The organism is Allobacillus salarius (assembly GCF_007559425.1).
GTDB lineage: Bacteria > Bacillota > Bacilli > Bacillales > Alkalibacillaceae > Allobacillus > Allobacillus salarius.
The window spans coordinates 34,332-52,324 of the sequence record NZ_VMHE01000002.1 but is presented as its reverse complement, the minus strand read 5'-3'; the positions used below and the strand labels follow the sequence as shown (position 1 = coordinate 52,324).

Here is a 17,993-nt window from a genome sequence, read left to right as displayed (position 1 = left end):
ATTCAATTAAGCTTTAGAATCATCATCTTAATCAACAGTCTATACCGTACATGAAGAACATTATTGTACTTCTATCATAACGTCTTGGAACAATTAGATAAAAGAACTCATTTCAGTATGCGTTCTTTAGAAACTATTACAATTATACGTGAATCGAATATCTGTTTCCACTAGATGATATTCCATCAAAAAACCCGACTTCTCTTGTAAATGAGAAGCCGGGTCTATCAATCGTCTTACTGTTTGACTGTCAATTTTTCATCTAGAATTTCTTCCAGTGCAATTCCAACCCATTTTTTAGATGTTGGATTTTCAACCATATAGTTTTCCTTTTGATGAAGTTCTCTAGCGCGTTGTGCGGCAATTGTTACGATTGCATATTTAGAATCGATTTTTTTCAATAAGTTATCTACAGATGGTTCGAGCATTACAAATCCACCCTTCCTAATGCTTTTTTATATTGTTTAGAAACTCGCTCTCTCTTGCAATGTTCACTCACGACAATTGATTGAATACGTGAAACAGCTTTTTTCACTTGATCATTCACGACGACATAATCGTATTCATCCATCATATCAATTTCTTTTTTAGCTTCCAACAAGCGATTCTTCACTAAATTTTCCGTCTCTGTACCACGATCGATAATTCTGTTTTTTAGTTCCTCTAAACTTGGTGGGAACAGAAAGATAAAGACACCTTCAGGAAAGTTTTTCTTTACCTGCATGGCACCTTGCACTTCAATTTCTAAAAATACATCCTTACCCGCTTTAAGTGTTTCTTCCACATAAGCTTTCGGTGTTCCATAATAATTTCCTACATACTCAGCATACTCAATTAGTTCATTTTGCTCAATCATTTCCTCGACTTCTTCTTTACTCTTAAAGAAGTAATCCACACCGTTTGTTTCACCGACTCGCGGTTTACGGGTTGTAACAGAAATTGAATATTGCAATGCGGGATCTTGTTCAAATAAAGCTTTTCTGACCGTTCCTTTTCCTACACCGGATGGACCGGATAGAATAAACAGGATTCCTTTTTCATCTTCCACAAACGTTCCTCCTAATTATCTCCGTTCATATCGTCATTATCAATTCGTCCACCGACTGTTTCTGGCTGAACAGCAGATAGAATAACATGATCGCTATCTGTAACGATAACCGCTCTCGTCCGACGACCATATGTTGCATCAACAAGTTTATTTTCATCTCTTGCGACAGTAATAATTCGTTTAATTGGAGCCGACTCTGGTGAAACGATGGAAATGATTCGGTTTGCTGACACAACATTACCAAATCCAATATTAATCAGTTTCAGATTCATTCTCTACTCCCCTAACTAGTTCAATATATCCTCTTGTATTTTTTGTGAATATACCTATTATACGCTAAAAACAACTAAAAACTCAAATTCTATTCTATATTTTGTACCTGCTCTTTGATTTTCTCTATTTCACTCTTCATTTCAACAGCTATTCGGCTAACTTCAGAGAGAATTGATTTTGAAGCGATCGTATTCACTTCTCTTAACAACTCTTGTGCGATGAAATCAAGCTTACGACCAATTGACCCGTTCTTATCTAGCGCTTCTAAAAATTGTTCGATATGTGAATGAAGTCTCGTCAATTCTTCTGCTATATCCGCTTTTTCTATTTGAATAGCGGCTTCTTGAACAATTCGTGCTTCATCGATACCTTGCCCTTCAAGCATCTTTTCTAATTTCTCTTTCAAAGAATTGAATTGTTCTGTTTCTAACCGTTTCGCATGCTCCTCTAATTGGACTGTATAGCTTTTCAATGACTGAATACGGTTGATGAAATCTTTTTGAATCGCTTCACCTTCAGTAGTCCGCATCTCTATGACCTGCTGAAGTGCTTCTTGCATACCATCTTTGATTGTCTTCAGCAGTTGCTCATCTAATACATCAGGTTCTTCGATATAAAATAAATTTTCCATAGAAAGAATATGTTCGATAGATAGAGAGCCTTGTATATTTCCTTTCTCTTGAATGGCTTCGATGCTTCTAAGATATTGATCAAATAGATCCCAATCTACTTGCATTTTTTTGTCTGTCAGTTGTTCTCCATTGCAAGCTATGTAGACATCGACTCTTCCCCTGCTCAACTCGGCTTTCATTTGTTTTTTCAATTCATTTTCGTATGGATAAAGCTCACGAGGAATTTTACATGAAATGTCTAAATAACGATGATTGATTGTTTTTACTTCGATGGTGATTTGTCTTTTTTGATTATGTGAAACAAAGCGACCATAACCTGTCATACTTTTAATCATTTGAATCACCTTACCTTTTTCATCTCTTATTATTCTTGCACTAATGAAAAGAGTTTTTCAACTGTTTCGAGTGATGATTGTTTTCAATTTTACATTTGATGCAGTTATACAACATTATTAATTTTGTTCTACAAAGGCTCACACATTCTATTCAGCCATTGTTCATGATACACTATTGAAAGAAAAGAGGTGTTTTTTTATGCCATTAGACGGAATCGTCACTTACGCGTTAGTCGAAGAACTTTCAACTGAATTAGTCACTGGACGCATGACAAAGATTCATCAACCAACCGAACATGAATTAATCATTACTGTTCGAAAAAATGGTCAAAATAAAAACTTATTACTCTCTGTGCACCCGAATTATGCTCGGGTTCATTTAACAAATGAGAAATATACGAACCCAAAAGAACCACCATTGTTCTGCATGGTATTAAGAAAATACTTAGGTTCAGGTTTCATTAAATCTGTTGAGCAAATTAGTATGGAACGAATCATTAAAATCAGAGTAACAAGCAAAGATGAAATTGGTGACTCGCTAGATTACGACTTGTACATTGAATTAATGGGCAAACATAGTCACATCTTGTTAGTCGATCCGAGTAGAAATGTAATCCTTGAATCCATGAAACATATTGGATTTTCACAAAATCGATACCGGGCACTGTTACCTGGCCAAACGTATATCTTTCCACCTGATCAAGGCAAGATCAATCCGTTAAAGCTTGACCCAGCAGAGTTTGTCAAAAAACTAGACTTTAATACAGGTAAAATTGACCGTCAGATCCTATCTATTCTGATGGGCGTTTCTCCTTTGGTTAGTCAATCGATTGCAAATCTCGCTTATCTAGGAGATGAAAAGAAATATATTGAAGTTTTTGAACGATTTCAAACTCAATTAATGGAGAACGATTTTTATCCACATATAGGACGTGGTCAAAAGGAAGATTTTCATGTGTTGAAAAACGTACAGCTAGAAGAACCGACTACCTCATACGAAACAGTCAGTGAGATGCTCGATACTTTTTATCAAGGAAAAGCTGAACGTGATCGTGTCAAGGGATTGACGTACGATATCATGCGTTTACTTAAAAATGAACGAAGCAAAAACGAACGAAAAATTAAAAAGCAGCAACAAACATTGAAAAAAGCTGAAGATGCTGAACAATACCAAAAATATGGTGAATTACTGACTGCTCATATGCATCTTGTAAAACCTGGCGACAGTCAAGTTACGGTAATTGATTATTATGATCCAGATCAAAAAGAAATCTCAATTGAGTTAAACCCGAATAAATCAGCCAGTGAAAATGCACAACAATTATTTAAACAGTATCAGAAACTAAAAAAATCAAAAGAAGTTGTTACACAAGAAATTGAAAAAGCTGAAACAGAAATCGATTACTTGGATCGGTTGATTCAACAGCTTGAAGATGCTCGTGAAGAAGATCTGGAAGATATCCGAGCTGAGCTTGAAGATGAAGGCTATTTAAAGAGAAAATCTACGAAAAACAAAAAGAAAAAGAAGAAAGTTATTCATTTTGATCGTTTCCAAGCGACAGATGGTACAGAGATCTATGTTGGACGAAACAATAAACAAAACGAATACTTAACGAACCGTCAAGCAGATAAAGAAGATATCTGGTTACACACAAAAGACATACCCGGTTCACATGTCATTATTAAATCATCGAGTCCAAGCGAAGAAACGATTGTAGAAGCTGCGACGATTGCAGCTTTTTACAGCAAATCGAAACACTCTTCCTCTGTGCCGGTAGATTACACAAAAGTGAAACACGTCCGAAAACCAAATGGTGCAAAACCAGGATTCGTCACGTATGACAACCAACAGACGGTTTATGTAACACCTGTTGAAAGCGAAATTGAGAAATTAAGAATGAAAGAATTATAAAACAGTATTCGAGTAATAGGTGGCTTGAATTGGTTATCGGATGGTTCCAACCGTTTGTCGGGTGGCTGGACGCGCCTGTCGGGTGGCTCGAACCGTTTGTCGGGCGGCTGCAAGCGTTCGTCGGGCGGCTGGAACCGTTTGTCGGGCGGCTGGACGCGCCTGTCGGGTGGCTGGAACCGTTCGTCGGGCGGCTGCAACCGTTTGTTGGGCGGCTGCATACGTTCGTCGGGCGGCTCGACGTGCTGAGCGTATTCAATTCAAAAAATTCATACGGGGATGCGTATCACTTCGGCATGCATCCCAATATGAATTTCTTCAAACAGATTTCTTCATTTTCAACTTACTTTTTCTGACTTTTTATTATTATCCTTGACTTCGAACATTCCCTCTGTGTCTTGAACTTCGTCTCTTCCAGGTAAGATTAGGTTTAAAATTACTCCGATAATTGCTGCAAGTGCCATTCCTGCAATTTGTACGTTTTCGTTAATTTGAATGAAAGCACCACCGACTCCAATGACAAGAATGACAGAGGAGATTATTAAATTCCGTTTCTTCCCTAAGTCAATTTGATTGTCGATTAACATGCGTAGTCCACTTGATGCTATAATCCCGAATAATAGAATTGATACCCCGCCCATTACTGGGGTCGGTATAGATTCGATTAAAACGGAAACGAGATCAATAAAGCCAAAGGTGATGGCTAAAACGGCTGCTCCTCCGATGACAAACACACTGAATACGCGTGTAATGGCCAGAACGCCGATATTTTCACCATAAGTCGTATTAGGCGGACCACCTAGTACAGAAGCGATGATTGTTGCCACCCCATCACCTAAAATCGATTTATGCAAACCAGGGTTCTTTAAAAAATTGCGCTCAGCGATTTTTGACAGAACCATTTGATCTCCGATATGTTCCGTAATGGTTACAAGAGCAACAGGTACCATGATTGCGACAATAGACAAGCTCAGCACATCCGTTGGCGCATAATCAACGAACGGGATTAGAAAATCAGGTTTAGCTATTAATGCTCCAAAAAATTCCCCAATAGAGGAACTGGATGTTAACTCATTCCAGCTTGCCTGTAAATTTGTTGTATCAACTGCTCCCATAAATAACGCAGAAACATAACCACCAACAATTCCGATTAAGATCGGGATTAAGTTGAAAAATCCTTTAAAGAAAATCGATGCGATTACTGTGATTCCCAATGTTATAAGTGCAATTAATATATAAGTTGTACTATAATTTCCTTCATCATCATACATTGCCATTTCAATAGCTGTTGGTGCTAGTCCAAGTCCGATGACCATAATAACTGGTCCTACAACAACAGGTGGTAAAAGATACAGTAACCAATTTACACCGCTGATTGAAATCAATAAAGCAACTACCCCGTATACAATCCCTGCGAGGAATGCACCTACCATCGCTCCAGCAAGTCCATCAGCCATACTTGCAGCAATAATCGGTGCGATGAAAGCAAAACTAGACCCTAAGTATGCTGGTATTCTTCCCTTCGTTATAAAGATATAAGCAAGTGTTCCTAATCCACTAGTAATCAGCGCTACGTTTGGTGGCATTTCCGTTAAAAATGGTACGAGAATTGTTGCTCCGAACATAGCGAATATGTGTTGCAAGCTAAGAATTAACCACTGGTTCCATTTAGGTACATCGTGAATATCTAATACTTTTTCTTGATTTGACATCGTTTTACCCCTCCGACCTGTAATTTTGACCATAAAAAAACTCTCTGCTGGTCGCAAAGAGGGTAGACGTCATACGGATTCCGCATACGTTTCCTTATGCGACCTTGCCAGCCTCTCTGGACTGAGATTTAAAGGTCTTTCATTTTCATTGTTTCAACATGTTTCATTTATTCATAAATGCTTACTTCATCTTGTTCATCGACTTCAGACAACTTCACTTTGATCACTTCATTTGTTGCAGTAGGGATGTTTTTACCGACATAATCAGCTCGAATAGGTAATTCGCGGTGACCTCGATCGACCAATACGCCCAATTGAATAGTCTTAGGACGACCGAGGTCAATGACTGCATCCATCGCGGCTCTTACTGTTCGGCCAGTATAAAGAACGTCATCGAGTAAAACAACTTTCTTTCCTTGGACTGTTGATGTAATATTTGTCTGGTTAACCGTTGCTTCATCCTGCGTGTCTTTATTCGATAAATCATCTCGGTAAAGTGAGATGTCTAGCTCTCCAGTCTCGACATCTACTCCCTCAATTTCCTTTATTTGTTGCTGAATTCGATTCGCTAAAGGAGTCCCTCTTGTTTTAATTCCAACAAGTAAAAGATCTTCAGTACCTTTGTTTTTTTCTAGGATTTCATGAGAGATTCGTTTAATTGCTCGAGAGATCGCTGCATCGTCTAATATTTTTGTTTTTTCGTTCATAGATTCTTCCCCCTTCCTATTCACCTCAAAATAAAGAACTTCGACGGCTTTAAGACATAAAAAAACTCTTTTGCCACAAGATGACAAAAGAGGATTTTTCACCGCACAAAAAATTTTGTGTAGGTTTATCCGTCACCTTGCTGATCTCACAGGACCATTCTTAAAGGTTCATTATACTTAACGTTAATTTTACTCGCTTATGAAAAAAAGTCAAGGTCTCCGATCAATTTCCTTCAAAGTCTCTTTAAAAATAGCCGGAGCATCAGCTGTCACAATAATTTTCTCTGACGTAATCGGGTGATTGAACTCTAATCGTCTAGCATGTAAAGCTTGTCCTTCTGTATCCAACGTCTTTCTTTGACCGTATTTGGGATCTCCGACAATCGGAAAACCGATGTATTTAAAATGAACACGTATTTGGTGTGTCCGGCCTGTTTCCAAATCGCAAACGACATGAGTGTAATTCGGAAAGCGTTCATGGACTCGGAAATGGGTTATCGCTTCTTTTCCATGATCAACGACAGCCATTCGTTTGCGGTCACTCGGATCTCTGCTGATCGGCGCTTCAATGGTACCTAATTCATGTTCAATTTCTCCATGGACAATGGCTTGATATTGCCGTTTAACATTTCGCTCTCTTAACATCGTTGCAAGCTTTTCATGAGCGTCGTTCGTTTTAGCCACAACCATTAGGCCGCTTGTATCTTTATCCAAACGGTGAACGATTCCAGGACGAAAATCTCCATTAATGTCGGAAAGCTCCGTATGAGCAATCAAACCGTTTACAAGCGTACCATCCGAATGCCCGGCAGCTGGATGAACGACCATTCCTTTTGGTTTGTTGACAACCAACAAGTGTTCATCCTCATAACGAATATCCAAATCCATTGATTCGGGTTTCAATTCGAATACTTCCTCTTCAGGAATTTCCCATTCGATGAAGTCGCCTTGCTGGCACCGATAATTCGTCTTTGCTTTTTTTCCATTTACTTGTACTAAGCCGTCTTTAATCCACGATTGAATTTGGCTTCGTGATTCCTCTGGATTTAATGTCGTCAATAACTTGTCCAGTCGGGTTGTATGAAATTGTTCTTCTACTAGAACAGATTGTTTAGTCATTCTTTATCTTCCCTTTTCCCTTAGAGTCTTCAAATAAAATGAGAATGATAATTAGAATTACTCCGATTGTTAAGGCTGAGTCTGCGATATTAAAAATCGGAAAATTATAATCAAAAATATAAACATCGATGAAGTCGACAACCTCTTGAAATAAAATTCGATCGATGAAATTACCGATTGCTCCACCTAGAATAAAAGAGAAACCCAATTGTAGCATCGGTTGGTCACGATTTGTTTGAATAAAGTAAATCACTACACCAACTACAACGATTGTAACGATGTAAAAAAACCACATTTGCCCTTCCAATATTCCCCAGGCTGCTCCGCTATTTCTATGAGAAGTAAAATACAAAAAGTTTGGAATTAACTCTAGTTGCTCACCTATTTCCATTCTGGTAACAACTATATACTTTGTCACTTGGTCGATTGCTATTAAAAATAATGCAAGTATGTAGTATTTAAACACCTTGATTCGCTCCTTCCACTCTTTGATTGTAGCACAATACAATCATGCATTCGATAAAAAATGTGAGTTGCATATAAATATAACTCCAGCTACTGATCAAGTAGTAGCTGGAGTTATTCACTAGCAACTATTCACTTCTCATGTCTTCAACGATTGGTGCACAACGTTCACATAGATCTGGATAATTTGGATCGTTGCCGATTGTTTCTGTAGATACCCAGCAGCGCTGACACTTTTCGCCTGGATGTTCTTCAACAGCGACCGATACACGCTCGTAAGCCTTAGCCAAATGATTAGCTTCCTCTAGTCGTACTTCGGAAACAATGAAGTATTGATGCAAGTTCTCTGTCTCTTTTAAGAGATCAAAGGTTTTTTCATCTTTTGGAACAATTGTTACAAGAGCTTCTAGTGATTTACCAATCACTTTATCCTCACGCGCTTCTTCCAATGCTTTCAATACATCTTCTCGCACTTCCATCAGTGCTGCCCACTTCTCTTTGACAGTGCCGGCATTTTCAGGGAGCTTCGCTTCCGGTAGGTCCGTTAGCTGAACACTTTCTTCATTAACTCCTGGAATATAAGACCAAGCCTCGTCCATCGTATGTGAAAGAATTGGTGACAACAGCTTAGTTAAGCTAACAACAATTTCATGGTAAACCGTTTGAATACTTCTTCTTCTTGGGTGATCAGCTTTTTCAATATATAAAATATCTTTTGCAAAATCCATATAGAATGAACTTAGATCAACGGTAGCATAATTGCTGATTGTATGATAAATAACAGAGAAATCATACGCATCGTAAGCTTTTTTCACTTTATCAATCGTCTCTTGTAGACGAATATACATAAACTGATCGACTTCTTCTAGCTCCTCATAAGAAAGTGCATCTTTTGCTGGATCAAAATCTTGCAAGTTTCCAAGTAAGAAACGGATTGTATTTCGGATTTTTCTATATACTTCTGCTACTTGCTTCATAATGTCATCTGAAATACGTACGTCTCCGGAATAATCCGCACTGGCGACCCATAAACGAAGAATATCAGCACCATACTGTTTCATTAGTTTAGAAGGTAAAATGACATTGCCCATGGACTTACTCATCTTACGGCCTTGACCATCCAGTGTAAATCCGTGACTCAAAATTCCTTTATAAGGTGCTTTACCAGTGACAGCTACAGCTGTTGATAAAGAGGAGTTAAACCAGCCACGATACTGATCTGAACCTTCAAGGTATAAATCAGCGGGGCGTTGTAATTCTTCTCTTTCTTCAAGTACACCTTGGTGGGTAGAACCAGAATCGAACCAAACATCCATAATGTCTGTTTCTTTTGTAAATTCACCATTTGGACTTGAAGGGTGTGTAAATCCTGCTGGAAGCAAGTCTTTCGCCTCACGCTCAAACCAAACGTTCGAACCATGTTCACGGAACAACTCAGCGACATGTTCAATCGTTTCATCCGTAATAATTGGCTCACCTGTCTCCCCATAGAATACAGGAATCGGTACACCCCAAACTCGCTGTCTGGAAATACACCAATCTTCACGGTCCTTCACCATGTTCCACATACGGGTCTCACCCCAATGTGGATGCCACTTCACATTTTTGATTTCACTTAAGATATCATCACGGAAATCTTTAATGGAAGCAAACCATTGAGAAGTTGCTCGGAAAATTGTCGGCTTCTTTGTTCGCCAATCATGCGGATAAGAGTGTGTAATAAATTCCAAGTGCAACAATGCACCTGTTTCTTCTAATTTTTCTGTAATGGATTTATTTGCTTTATCATAAAATTCACCTTCGAAGCCTGGCGCTTCATCCGTGAAAACACCTTTATCATCAACAGGACTGAGAGCTTCTAAACCATATTGTTTCGCTACCCAAAAGTCATCTTCACCGTGACCTGGTGCTGTATGCACACAACCGGTACCAGCATCTGTTGTGACGTGATCACCGAGAATGACTAAGGAATCTCGATCATAGAACGGATGCTTAGCTACAATATTTTCAAGCTCGGAGCCCTTCCAAGTCTTCTGAATTTCTGGAGAATTCCATTCCAACTTTTCAGCGACTTCGTCAATTAATTCTTCTGCAATGATATATTTCTCGCCATTAACCGCAACTAACACGTATGTCAGTTCGGGATGTACAGCAATCGCCAAGTTCGCAGGAATCGTCCATGGAGTTGTCGTCCAAATGACGAATTTCTCATCGCCGTCCAGTACACCTTTTCCATCTGTAACATTAAATGCGACATAGATTGATGGAGAGCGCTTATCTTGGTATTCAATTTCCGCTTCAGCCAGTGCAGATTCTGATGACGGGGACCAATATACTGGTTTTTTACCCTTATAAATATATCCACGTTTCGCCATTTCACCAAAGACTTTAATTTGATTCGCTTCAAAGTCTGGTCGAAGTGTAATATATGGATTATCCCAGTCACCACGGACACCAATTTGTTTGAACTGTGTTCGTTGATTGTTAATTTGCTGCAACGCATACTCTTCACAAAGTTTACGAAACTCCGCTGGAGACATTTCTTTCCGGTTAATTTTTTTCTTTTTTGTCAATGCGACTTCGATCGGTAAACCGTGAGTATCCCAACCAGGGACATAAGGAGCATCATAACCATTCATTGATTTATGTCGAACAATAATATCCTTTAATACTTTGTTCAAGGCATGGCCCATGTGCAAATCACCATTTGCGTACGGAGGACCATCATGCAAGATGAACTTTGGTCGACCTTTTGTTCTTTCTTGTACTTTTTGATAGATATTTTGTTCTTCCCAATTTTGTTGCATTTCTGGTTCACGTTTTGGTAAATTTCCACGCATCGGAAATTCCGTTTGCGGCATGTGTAATGTATCTTTATAACTCATTATGTTCCTCCTCCAAAGCTAATAAAAAAGCCCTCTCATCCCCTATAAAGGGACGAGAAAGCTCGCGTTACCACCCTAATTGAACAGAAAAAGTATTTCTGTCCCACTCGTTCGTTCGTAACGTGAACAACACGTTCAAGCCTACTTTTTCGACTTGAAAACTCAGGGATGATTTTCCTTTATGTGAAGTCACCAGGCTCACACCTTCCCCGGCTCGCTTTGGACAATTTCATAAAGTACTCTTCCCATCATCGTTTGGAAATAATATTTTATTGATTGCATGAAAATTATATGGAAAGAAAAATAATTCGTCAAGCATTTGATTTCAATTTATTATTCGGATGTAGAATATTGATTCAATCTCGGCTCTTCTTCTTGGTCTTGATTAGAATCAATTTCAAACAATTCCTCCCAATCATTTGTGTCGATAATATCCAATTGAGCTTCCACAAGCATTTTCAAACGTGTCCGAAATACTTTAGCTTGCTTTTTAAGCTCTTCGACTTCCATAGCCGTACTTCTTGATTTAGCTAAAGCATCATTAATAATGCGATCGGCATTTTTCTCTGCTTCTTTAATAATAAGCTTTGCTTCTTTGTTCGCATTACTTTTCACTTCATCAGCGGATTCTTGTGCAACCAAGATCGAGCGATTCAACGTTTCTTCAATGTTCGTGAAATGGCTCAATCGCTCTTCCATTTCATAAAGTTTATCTTCAAGTGATTTCTTTTCGCGGATCACTTTTTCATAATCCTTGATGACAAGGTCTAAAAAGTCATTGACTTCATCTTCATCATAACCTCTGAACCCGCGTGTAAACTCTTTATTGTGAATATCTAGTGGCGTTAATGCCATGTAATCTCCCCCTATTGTACGTTCACTACCGATTACTGGTTAACTTTCGACAAAAACGGTGAAAATCCTGCCATTTCGGCAATTTATTTTAACAATGCGGTTTTAATTCGCTGTTTATCTTTTTTCGTTGTTCCAAGCACTTCCATCATCTTACTTCTTCCTTTATTTCTTACGGATATTAAATCTCCTGGTTCTAGTTGATAAGCCGGTTGCTGTATGACTTGATGATTCACTTTGACTGTTTCTTTTTCAATCATTTTTTGTGCTTGTTGCCTAGACATCCGGTAGATTTCTTTCATGACGACGTCTAATCGAACCGATGAAACAGTACTTTCTTTTATTTCCCAGTTTTGAGTTGGAACAACAATATGATCTAACTTTACTTCTTCTAATGATACACGACTTTTTTTAATTTGTGTCAAATTCATTTGAAAATAAGGAGCTAGACTCTCATCACAAATGATTTGAAATTCTCCTTCAGCAATTGTCAAATCACCTAGCTTCTTTCTATGTATGCCTAACGACATCATACTTCCCAATACATCTCTGTGACTTAACGTGACAAATTTCGCCGGATAAGTGCCCCGTAGCGCAGTCAGTTGAAAATCCTCTTGAGAAATATCAACATAAAACGGCGCGAGAATCGCTCTTTTACGTTCAGCTTCATCATAGCCACCGTCAAAGGATAAACGAAACTCTTCATCTTGACCAATTATCGATTGAAAGACGATCTGTTCACGTGGATCCAAAAAGTCCGTCAATACAGAAACATGAGTCCTTTCCACTTGATCTTTCCAATCTAAAATCTGATCGATCAAATGCTGTTCTTCTGGTCTGAAGTGCTGATAGATCTTCATGGTTCTCCTCTTTCTTAACGAATTAAACTAGCATTCCATATAGAACCCACACACCGTTTGATGCTAGTTGTAATGCGATAATCGCAACAATTGGCGAAATATCCAACATACCAATTGGTGGGATGATTTTTCGGAAAGGCTCTAAATAGGGTTCGGTAATTTTTCCAAGAAATTCACCGACACCACTTTCCCGTGCACCTGGAAACCATGACATCAAAATATAGATGATTAATGCCCAGGAATAAATGGATAATGCGGTTGAAAGTAATTTAAATACTTCAAATAACATACTCTTACCTACCTTTTCGTTGGAACTCAAACTCTTCATCGATCAAACCGTTGATACTACCAGAAATGCTGACATGCTCTGGTGTACATAAAAAGGTTTGGCTTCCTAGTTTTTGAATTTTTCCGTTTAAGCCATAAACTGTACCACTAAGAAAGTCAACCATACGCTTACTATTGGTTTGATCTAAGCGCTGCATGTTTATTACGACTGATTTTCTTTTCTTAATGTGTTCTGCAATCTCTTCTACTTCTTCAAATTCTTTCGGTTCACAGAGAACCATTCGTGAGTCTTGTTGCACGGAGTGTATACTGACGATATTACTTTGTTCATGAGTCGCAATAGATGCTTCTTTCTTCTGTTCTTTACTTGCATAGTAACTTTCTTCTTCCCCATCCAAATCGAAGAACCCTTTTACTCGATCCATAAAACCCATCATTCGTCTCCTCCTATTCTTCACCAACAAGACTTGATCCAATACGGATATGTGTTGCACCTTCTTCAATTGCAATCCGATAATCATTGCTCATTCCCATCGATAAATAGTTGCAAGGTGCATAATCTAACGATAACTGTTGAATTTCAGTTTGTAATTGTTTTAATGATTGAAAACAGTTTCGAATAACGTTTTCATCGTCTGTATGAGGCGCCATTGTCATTAAACCAACTACATTTATTTTAGGATATTCCTTTAAAGACTGAACAAAGTCACTCACCTCATCTGTTTTAAGTCCATGCTTTGAACTCTCGCCACTTACGTTCACCTGGACGAAACATGAGATTGGATGTTCCGCTCGTTTATTAATTTCTTTCGCCAACGACTTCCGGTCCAATGAATGAATGTAATCTACTTGGTGAATAATTTCTTTAACTTTCCGAGATTGTAATGTTCCAATAAAATGCCACTTCGCTTGATCATCAATCGCTGTATATTTCTCTTGGAATCCTTCCACTCGGTTTTCTCCTAAATGTTGAATCCCTGCCTCAATGGCTTCTTGAGCTCTTTCAACAGTAACATATTTAGTAACAGCAATTAGTTGAATATCTTCTGCATTTCGATTTGTGACCTCACATGCTTTCTGAATGTTTTTTTGAATGTTTGCTAGATTGTTTTGTACAGACACGTCTAACGCTCCTTTGAATTATAATACTCCTAAAAAAGCAGCCATCCTGCCTGTCTTGCCATTGTCCCTACGATAAGAATAAAATAAATCTTCTTGCTCAAATGTACAATAATTGGTTTTTAAAATTTGATCCGGTCGAATACCTGCTTCCACAAAGATTCGTTCATTAAGTGTTTTTAAATCGAGCAGATAATGACCTGGTTTCGTTGCAACTAAAACTTGTGCGTGTTCTTTAGGTATCTGTTCAGCCACGGCGTCATTCACTTCATAGTGAGTTTGTGAGATCGACGGCCCGATTGCTACATGCATGTCCGAGAGTTTGCTTCCCTTTTGTTGAAATTTTTCCACTAACTTTTGGCCGATGCCTTTTACTGTTCCCTTCCATCCAGCGTGGGCCATACCGAAGTAATGGTTCTTAATATCAATTACATATAACGGTACACAATCAGCATAATATGTAACCAAAAAATCGTTCGGGTTATCGGAAAACATTCCATCAGCATCAAGTAATGGCTTGTCATGTTGCAGTTGTTTGTCATCCATCTGCCTGTCCGTCAAATCCACGATTCGGTCACCGTGTATTTGGTTAATACATCTCCACTGAATCAGATCTTTATTCAAAGCATTTGTGGTGATCTGACGGTTTTCCATGACATCTTCTCTATGATCATTCACATGCAATCCGAGATTCAAACCTTCAAATGGAGGCTTGCTGACGCCGTTATTTTTCGTTGTGAATCCAGCAATAACTCCATATTTTTCCCACTCTTTTATGAGCAGCATTGCTGTCGATTCATCGTAGTTAAATACATCTTTCACACTGAACGCTCCTTACATACGCTTATTTTATCATAATTGTTAGGATTTTTCTCATGTAATAATCGCTTAATTCAGGCGAACTAATATGACATCCGTTCCTATTTTAACAATATTCGTCCATGGAATCTTCAACTCCTCCTCATTTCCGAGTAGCCCGAACCATTTTTGACTGATTGTTACGATCAAATACGTCACAACACCTACTGTTACATCAATTTCTATATCTCCAACAAACCCTACTTTTTCACCTGAATCAATATTAATAATATCTTTTGATTGCAATTCCGAAAGCAACATAAACGATCACCTCATTATAGAATATGTCGCTGAACAACAAAAAAAGCCCAGAAATTCTGGACTTTTTTATACAAGTACGAATCAACAGCTTGAAGACTATGCTTCATCCATCTTTTCTAATACACTTTTATTCATTTCTTGTATGGCTGTTTTTTCTAATCTAGATACTTGAGCCTGTGAAATACCAATTTCATCGGCTACTTCCATTTGTGTTTTTCCTTCAAAGAAACGTTGATTAATAATTAATTTTTCACGACTATTTAATTTCTGGATACCTTCCCGGATCGCTAAATCATTGACCCAAGAAGTTGCTTTTTCCTTTTCATCTCTCAGTTGATCAAGTACGAAAATAGGATCGCTTCCATCATTATAAATTGGTTCAAATAATGAGACTGGATCTTGGATTGCATCTAAAGCAAATACGACGTCTTCATGAGGCAATTCCATTTCTTCCGCTATTTGTTTCGTTGACGGTTCAGCATTGTTTTTCCCGATTAAGTCTTCACGAATTTGTAAAGCTTTGTAGGCAATATCCCGTAAAGACCGTGACACACGAATCGGATTATTATCTCGTAAGTATCTTCTAATTTCACCTATGATCATCGGTACTGCATAAGTAGAAAATCTCACATTATGACTTAAATCAAAATTGTCTATGGATTTCATTAAGCCGATACAACCAACTTGAAATAAATCGTCCATATTTTCGCCACGATGATTAAATCTTTTTATCACGCTTAATACTAATCTTAAGTTACCGTTAACAAGTTGTTCTCTTGCATCGAGCTCCCCTTTTTGCATTCGTTTAAATAAAAATCGCATTTCGTCATTCTTTAAAACAGGTAATTTTGACGTATCTACACCACAAATTTCGACTTTATTTCTTGCCAATGTTTACCCCTCCCGCTGGAGTTGATGTCATTTATCAGTTTCTCCAGCAAGACGGATTTTATTCGACAAATAAATCAAATCAAACCATTTTATTAAACTCTCGTTTCAATCGTTTGATAATTTTCTTTTCAAGCCTTGATATATAAGACTGTGAAATCCCTAATTCCTGAGCTACATCTTTTTGTGTCTGTTCCTTATTCCCTGCTAATCCAAATCGCATTTCCATAATTTGCTTTTCACGACCGTTTAAGTTCTTCAAAGCATTTAATAATAGCGATTTATCAACAGAATGATCTAATTCCCGTGTGATGAGGTCATCTTCCGTTCCAAGCACATCAGCTAACAACAATTCATTTCCATCCCAGTCTGCATTCAGTGGCTCATCAAATGATATTTCTGTTTTTCGTTTATTATTTCTTCTTAAGTACATGAGAATCTCGTTCTCGATACAACGAGAAGCATAGGTTGCCAGTTTAATTTTTTTCTCTGGGTTAAACGTATTGACCGCTTTAATGAGACCAATTGAACCTATACTAATTAAGTCCTCAATATGAATTCCAGTATTCTCAAACTTTTTTGCAATATAAACGACTAAACGTAAATTATGTTCAATTAACATTGATTTCGCTGCTTGATCTCCATTTGTCATCCGCTCAAGTACATGCCTTTCTTCATCTTTTGATAATGGTGGCGGTAACGCTTCACTACCACCGATATAATAAACTTCATCTCTCTTAATAATCCTTAACTTAACCAGTAGCTTAACTAAGTATCTTTGAATATCACCTAGAAGTTTACGAACCATTAAGATACCCCCTCTGATTGAAATATTTTTGTTCTTTTTGACTGAAATACCAATGAATGTAATAACACTTGAAAGTCAATTGAGTTTGAGAATCGGCCCTCTTGGACACCAGCATAGACATTTTTCGTTGTATACGTAATAGAGTTATATTCAATGCTCACACGATCCAATAAAATCGCCTTTAAATAATTCTCCCCTCCTCCTGCAGCTTTGTATGGAATAAGTTGAATCGATAATTGCGATTGCTCACTTGTAGATAAAGACGCTGATTGAAGCATTTTGTTTGTAACCGACTCTCCGAATAGTCGTTGAGAAGTCGATTCATCTAATAAAATGACAGGTTTTTTTGATATCGGATGTGTCAATTGATTTCCGGAATCATAAAATCCATTTGCTTTAATCTGGGTGTTGTTATAAGTCAAAAAAACTGGATATAATTGTTGCTCATTCATCCGATGAATCGTGAGTCGCTGAAACTGTTCTTTCGTTAAATAAAGCACAATTGGAAATAAAGCGGATACAGTAATCCAACTATAAACATTTCCATAACCTTGTGTAAGGTTATTCAAAGGTATAGTTCCGTCCAAAAATGTATAAAGTCCATAGATTCCTCCACCAATCGTGAAGTTGACAATGTAAAAGCAAAACCATTGTGTAACCAATGTCTTCAAATGACGATAAGAGAAAGCGATCCAAACAATTCCAATGGAATAAATGAGTTTCGCTAACGGTTGAAACAGCCAATCAAGCCCTAGTCCAATTGATAATGGGATGATCAACGATGCAAAGAGTGCACCGAAGAAGACTCGCTTCCTGGAGAATACAGATTTCGTTAACCAAGCAACTAGTAGTAAGATTGTCCAATCAAATAATAAATTGAGTAACCAAATTAAATCCAAATATAGCTGCATTGCTTACTCCCTTTTGACAAGCATTTAACAAGAGTATAGCTGAACCACCATAAAAAAACTGTC

The 17,993-nt window shown here is 37.9% G+C and carries 21 protein-coding genes and 1 other annotated feature; of the genes, 2 read left to right on the top strand and 19 right to left on the bottom strand.

Features of this window, described 5'->3' with window-relative positions:
* Positions 1–236: 236 nt before the first annotated feature.
* From rpoZ to FPQ13_RS02190, 4 genes are all read right to left on the bottom strand, one after another.
* Positions 237–428: a DNA-directed RNA polymerase subunit omega gene (gene rpoZ / locus FPQ13_RS02205; RefSeq protein ID WP_144087678.1), complete on the bottom strand. Its 192-nt coding sequence runs from the start codon at positions 426–428 to the stop codon at positions 237–239.
* Positions 428–1,048 carry a guanylate kinase gene (gene gmk, locus FPQ13_RS02200; protein ID WP_144087677.1) on the bottom strand — a complete coding sequence of 207 codons (621 nt, stop codon included), beginning with the start codon at positions 1,046–1,048 and terminating at the stop codon, positions 428–430. The genes rpoZ and gmk overlap by 1 nt, the downstream gene beginning before the upstream one ends.
* An 11-nt stretch (positions 1,049–1,059) precedes the next feature.
* On the bottom strand, positions 1,060–1,320 hold the full coding sequence (gene remA, locus FPQ13_RS02195; RefSeq protein WP_144087676.1) for an extracellular matrix/biofilm regulator RemA: 261 nt from the start codon (positions 1,318–1,320) through the stop codon (positions 1,060–1,062).
* A gap of 89 nt (positions 1,321–1,409) precedes the next feature.
* Positions 1,410–2,288, bottom strand: a complete 879-nt coding sequence (locus FPQ13_RS02190; protein WP_144087675.1) for a YicC/YloC family endoribonuclease — start codon at positions 2,286–2,288, stop codon at positions 1,410–1,412.
* Positions 2,289–2,487: 199 nt separating this feature from the next.
* On the opposite strand from FPQ13_RS02190, the gene FPQ13_RS02185 reads away from it, so the two are divergent.
* Together FPQ13_RS02185 and FPQ13_RS02180 are read left to right on the top strand one after the other, a co-directional pair.
* Complete coding sequence (locus FPQ13_RS02185; protein WP_144087674.1) at positions 2,488–4,200, top strand: Rqc2 family fibronectin-binding protein; 1,713 nt, start codon at positions 2,488–2,490, stop codon at positions 4,198–4,200.
* A gap of 29 nt (positions 4,201–4,229) precedes the next feature.
* Positions 4,230–4,553 (top strand): hypothetical protein, encoded by a 324-nt coding sequence (locus FPQ13_RS02180; protein WP_144087673.1) that lies wholly within the window; start codon positions 4,230–4,232, stop codon positions 4,551–4,553.
* On the opposite strand, the gene FPQ13_RS02175 is transcribed toward FPQ13_RS02180, so the two are convergent.
* The 15 genes from FPQ13_RS02175 to FPQ13_RS02105 all read right to left on the bottom strand — a co-directional run bounded on the left by FPQ13_RS02175 (position 4,536) and on the right by FPQ13_RS02105 (position 17,930).
* Complete coding sequence (locus tag FPQ13_RS02175) at positions 4,536–5,909, bottom strand: uracil-xanthine permease family protein (RefSeq protein WP_144087672.1); 1,374 nt, start codon at positions 5,907–5,909, stop codon at positions 4,536–4,538. The two genes, FPQ13_RS02180 and FPQ13_RS02175, sit on opposite strands and share 18 nt — an antisense overlap.
* Positions 5,910–6,076: 167 nt before the next feature.
* Entirely contained in the window at positions 6,077–6,616 is a 540-nt protein-coding gene (gene pyrR, locus FPQ13_RS02170; RefSeq protein WP_144087671.1) for a bifunctional pyr operon transcriptional regulator/uracil phosphoribosyltransferase PyrR, read from the bottom strand.
* Positions 6,617–6,826: 210 nt separating this feature from the next.
* A complete protein-coding gene (locus FPQ13_RS02165) occupies positions 6,827–7,735 on the bottom strand; it encodes an RluA family pseudouridine synthase (protein WP_144087670.1) in 909 nt (302 codons plus the stop codon).
* Positions 7,728–8,201 carry a signal peptidase II gene (lspA, locus tag FPQ13_RS02160; RefSeq protein ID WP_144087669.1) on the bottom strand — a complete coding sequence of 158 codons (474 nt, stop codon included), beginning with the start codon at positions 8,199–8,201 and terminating at the stop codon, positions 7,728–7,730. Before lspA ends, FPQ13_RS02165 begins: the two co-directional genes overlap by 8 nt.
* A 127-nt stretch (positions 8,202–8,328) precedes the next feature.
* Complete coding sequence (gene ileS, locus FPQ13_RS02155) at positions 8,329–11,085, bottom strand: isoleucine--tRNA ligase (protein WP_144087668.1); 2,757 nt, start codon at positions 11,083–11,085, stop codon at positions 8,329–8,331.
* A 45-nt stretch (positions 11,086–11,130) separates the two neighbouring features.
* Positions 11,131–11,346 (bottom strand) — a binding site (T-box leader).
* A gap of 72 nt (positions 11,347–11,418) precedes the next feature.
* On the bottom strand, positions 11,419–11,940 hold the full coding sequence (locus FPQ13_RS02150; RefSeq protein WP_144087667.1) for a DivIVA domain-containing protein: 522 nt from the start codon (positions 11,938–11,940) through the stop codon (positions 11,419–11,421).
* Between the two features lie 83 nt (positions 11,941–12,023).
* Positions 12,024–12,797, bottom strand: coding sequence for a YlmH family RNA-binding protein (locus FPQ13_RS02145; protein WP_144087666.1), 774 nt, complete (start codon positions 12,795–12,797; stop codon positions 12,024–12,026).
* Between the two features lie 22 nt (positions 12,798–12,819).
* Positions 12,820–13,086 carry a YggT family protein gene (locus FPQ13_RS02140; protein ID WP_144087665.1) on the bottom strand — a complete coding sequence of 89 codons (267 nt, stop codon included), beginning with the start codon at positions 13,084–13,086 and terminating at the stop codon, positions 12,820–12,822.
* A gap of 4 nt (positions 13,087–13,090) precedes the next feature.
* Entirely contained in the window at positions 13,091–13,522 is a 432-nt protein-coding gene (locus FPQ13_RS02135; protein ID WP_246065309.1) for a cell division protein SepF, read from the bottom strand.
* A 10-nt stretch (positions 13,523–13,532) separates the two neighbouring features.
* Positions 13,533–14,207 (bottom strand): YggS family pyridoxal phosphate-dependent enzyme, encoded by a 675-nt coding sequence (locus FPQ13_RS02130; protein ID WP_144087664.1) that lies wholly within the window; start codon positions 14,205–14,207, stop codon positions 13,533–13,535.
* Positions 14,208–14,225: 18 nt separating this feature from the next.
* Positions 14,226–15,026: a peptidoglycan editing factor PgeF gene (gene pgeF, locus FPQ13_RS02125; protein ID WP_144087663.1), complete on the bottom strand. Its 801-nt coding sequence runs from the start codon at positions 15,024–15,026 to the stop codon at positions 14,226–14,228.
* A 66-nt stretch (positions 15,027–15,092) separates the two neighbouring features.
* Complete coding sequence (locus tag FPQ13_RS02120; protein ID WP_144087662.1) at positions 15,093–15,323, bottom strand: YlmC/YmxH family sporulation protein; 231 nt, start codon at positions 15,321–15,323, stop codon at positions 15,093–15,095.
* Between the two features lie 96 nt (positions 15,324–15,419).
* The gene (sigG, locus tag FPQ13_RS02115) at positions 15,420–16,214 is read right to left on the bottom strand and encodes an RNA polymerase sporulation sigma factor SigG (protein ID WP_144087661.1); all 795 of its coding nucleotides are present in this window, start codon (positions 16,212–16,214) and stop codon (positions 15,420–15,422) included.
* A gap of 79 nt (positions 16,215–16,293) precedes the next feature.
* A complete protein-coding gene (gene sigE, locus FPQ13_RS02110; RefSeq protein ID WP_144087660.1) occupies positions 16,294–17,019 on the bottom strand; it encodes an RNA polymerase sporulation sigma factor SigE in 726 nt (241 codons plus the stop codon).
* A complete protein-coding gene (locus FPQ13_RS02105) occupies positions 17,019–17,930 on the bottom strand; it encodes a sigma-E processing peptidase SpoIIGA (protein WP_144087659.1) in 912 nt (303 codons plus the stop codon). The genes sigE and FPQ13_RS02105 overlap by 1 nt, the downstream gene beginning before the upstream one ends.
* Positions 17,931–17,993 lie beyond the last annotated feature (63 nt).

What these genes read in the sequence shown, in the direction of transcription:
- FPQ13_RS02135 (WP_246065309.1), bottom strand. Translation starts at nt 13,522, where the DNA reads ATGATGGGTTTTATGGATCGAGTAAAAGGGTTCTTCGATTTGGATGGG.
- rpoZ (WP_144087678.1), bottom strand. Translation starts at nt 428, where the DNA reads ATGCTCGAACCATCTGTAGATAACTTATTGAAAAAAATCGATTCTAAA.
- FPQ13_RS02105 (WP_144087659.1), bottom strand. Translation starts at nt 17,930, where the DNA reads ATGCAGCTATATTTGGATTTAATTTGGTTACTCAATTTATTATTTGAT.
- FPQ13_RS02145 (WP_144087666.1), bottom strand. Translation starts at nt 12,797, where the DNA reads ATGAAGATCTATCAGCACTTCAGACCAGAAGAACAGCATTTGATCGAT.
- FPQ13_RS02150 (WP_144087667.1), bottom strand. Translation starts at nt 11,940, where the DNA reads ATGGCATTAACGCCACTAGATATTCACAATAAAGAGTTTACACGCGGG.
- FPQ13_RS02165 (WP_144087670.1), bottom strand. Translation starts at nt 7,735, where the DNA reads ATGACTAAACAATCTGTTCTAGTAGAAGAACAATTTCATACAACCCGA.
- FPQ13_RS02190 (WP_144087675.1), bottom strand. Translation starts at nt 2,288, where the DNA reads ATGATTAAAAGTATGACAGGTTATGGTCGCTTTGTTTCACATAATCAA.
- FPQ13_RS02120 (WP_144087662.1), bottom strand. Translation starts at nt 15,323, where the DNA reads ATGTTGCTTTCGGAATTGCAATCAAAAGATATTATTAATATTGATTCA.
- remA (WP_144087676.1), bottom strand. Translation starts at nt 1,320, where the DNA reads ATGAATCTGAAACTGATTAATATTGGATTTGGTAATGTTGTGTCAGCA.
- FPQ13_RS02175 (WP_144087672.1), bottom strand. Translation starts at nt 5,909, where the DNA reads ATGTCAAATCAAGAAAAAGTATTAGATATTCACGATGTACCTAAATGG.
- pyrR (WP_144087671.1), bottom strand. Translation starts at nt 6,616, where the DNA reads ATGAACGAAAAAACAAAAATATTAGACGATGCAGCGATCTCTCGAGCA.
- sigE (WP_144087660.1), bottom strand. Translation starts at nt 17,019, where the DNA reads ATGGTTCGTAAACTTCTAGGTGATATTCAAAGATACTTAGTTAAGCTA.
- ileS (WP_144087668.1), bottom strand. Translation starts at nt 11,085, where the DNA reads ATGAGTTATAAAGATACATTACACATGCCGCAAACGGAATTTCCGATG.
- FPQ13_RS02185 (WP_144087674.1), top strand. Translation starts at nt 2,488, where the DNA reads ATGCCATTAGACGGAATCGTCACTTACGCGTTAGTCGAAGAACTTTCA.
- FPQ13_RS02140 (WP_144087665.1), bottom strand. Translation starts at nt 13,086, where the DNA reads ATGTTATTTGAAGTATTTAAATTACTTTCAACCGCATTATCCATTTAT.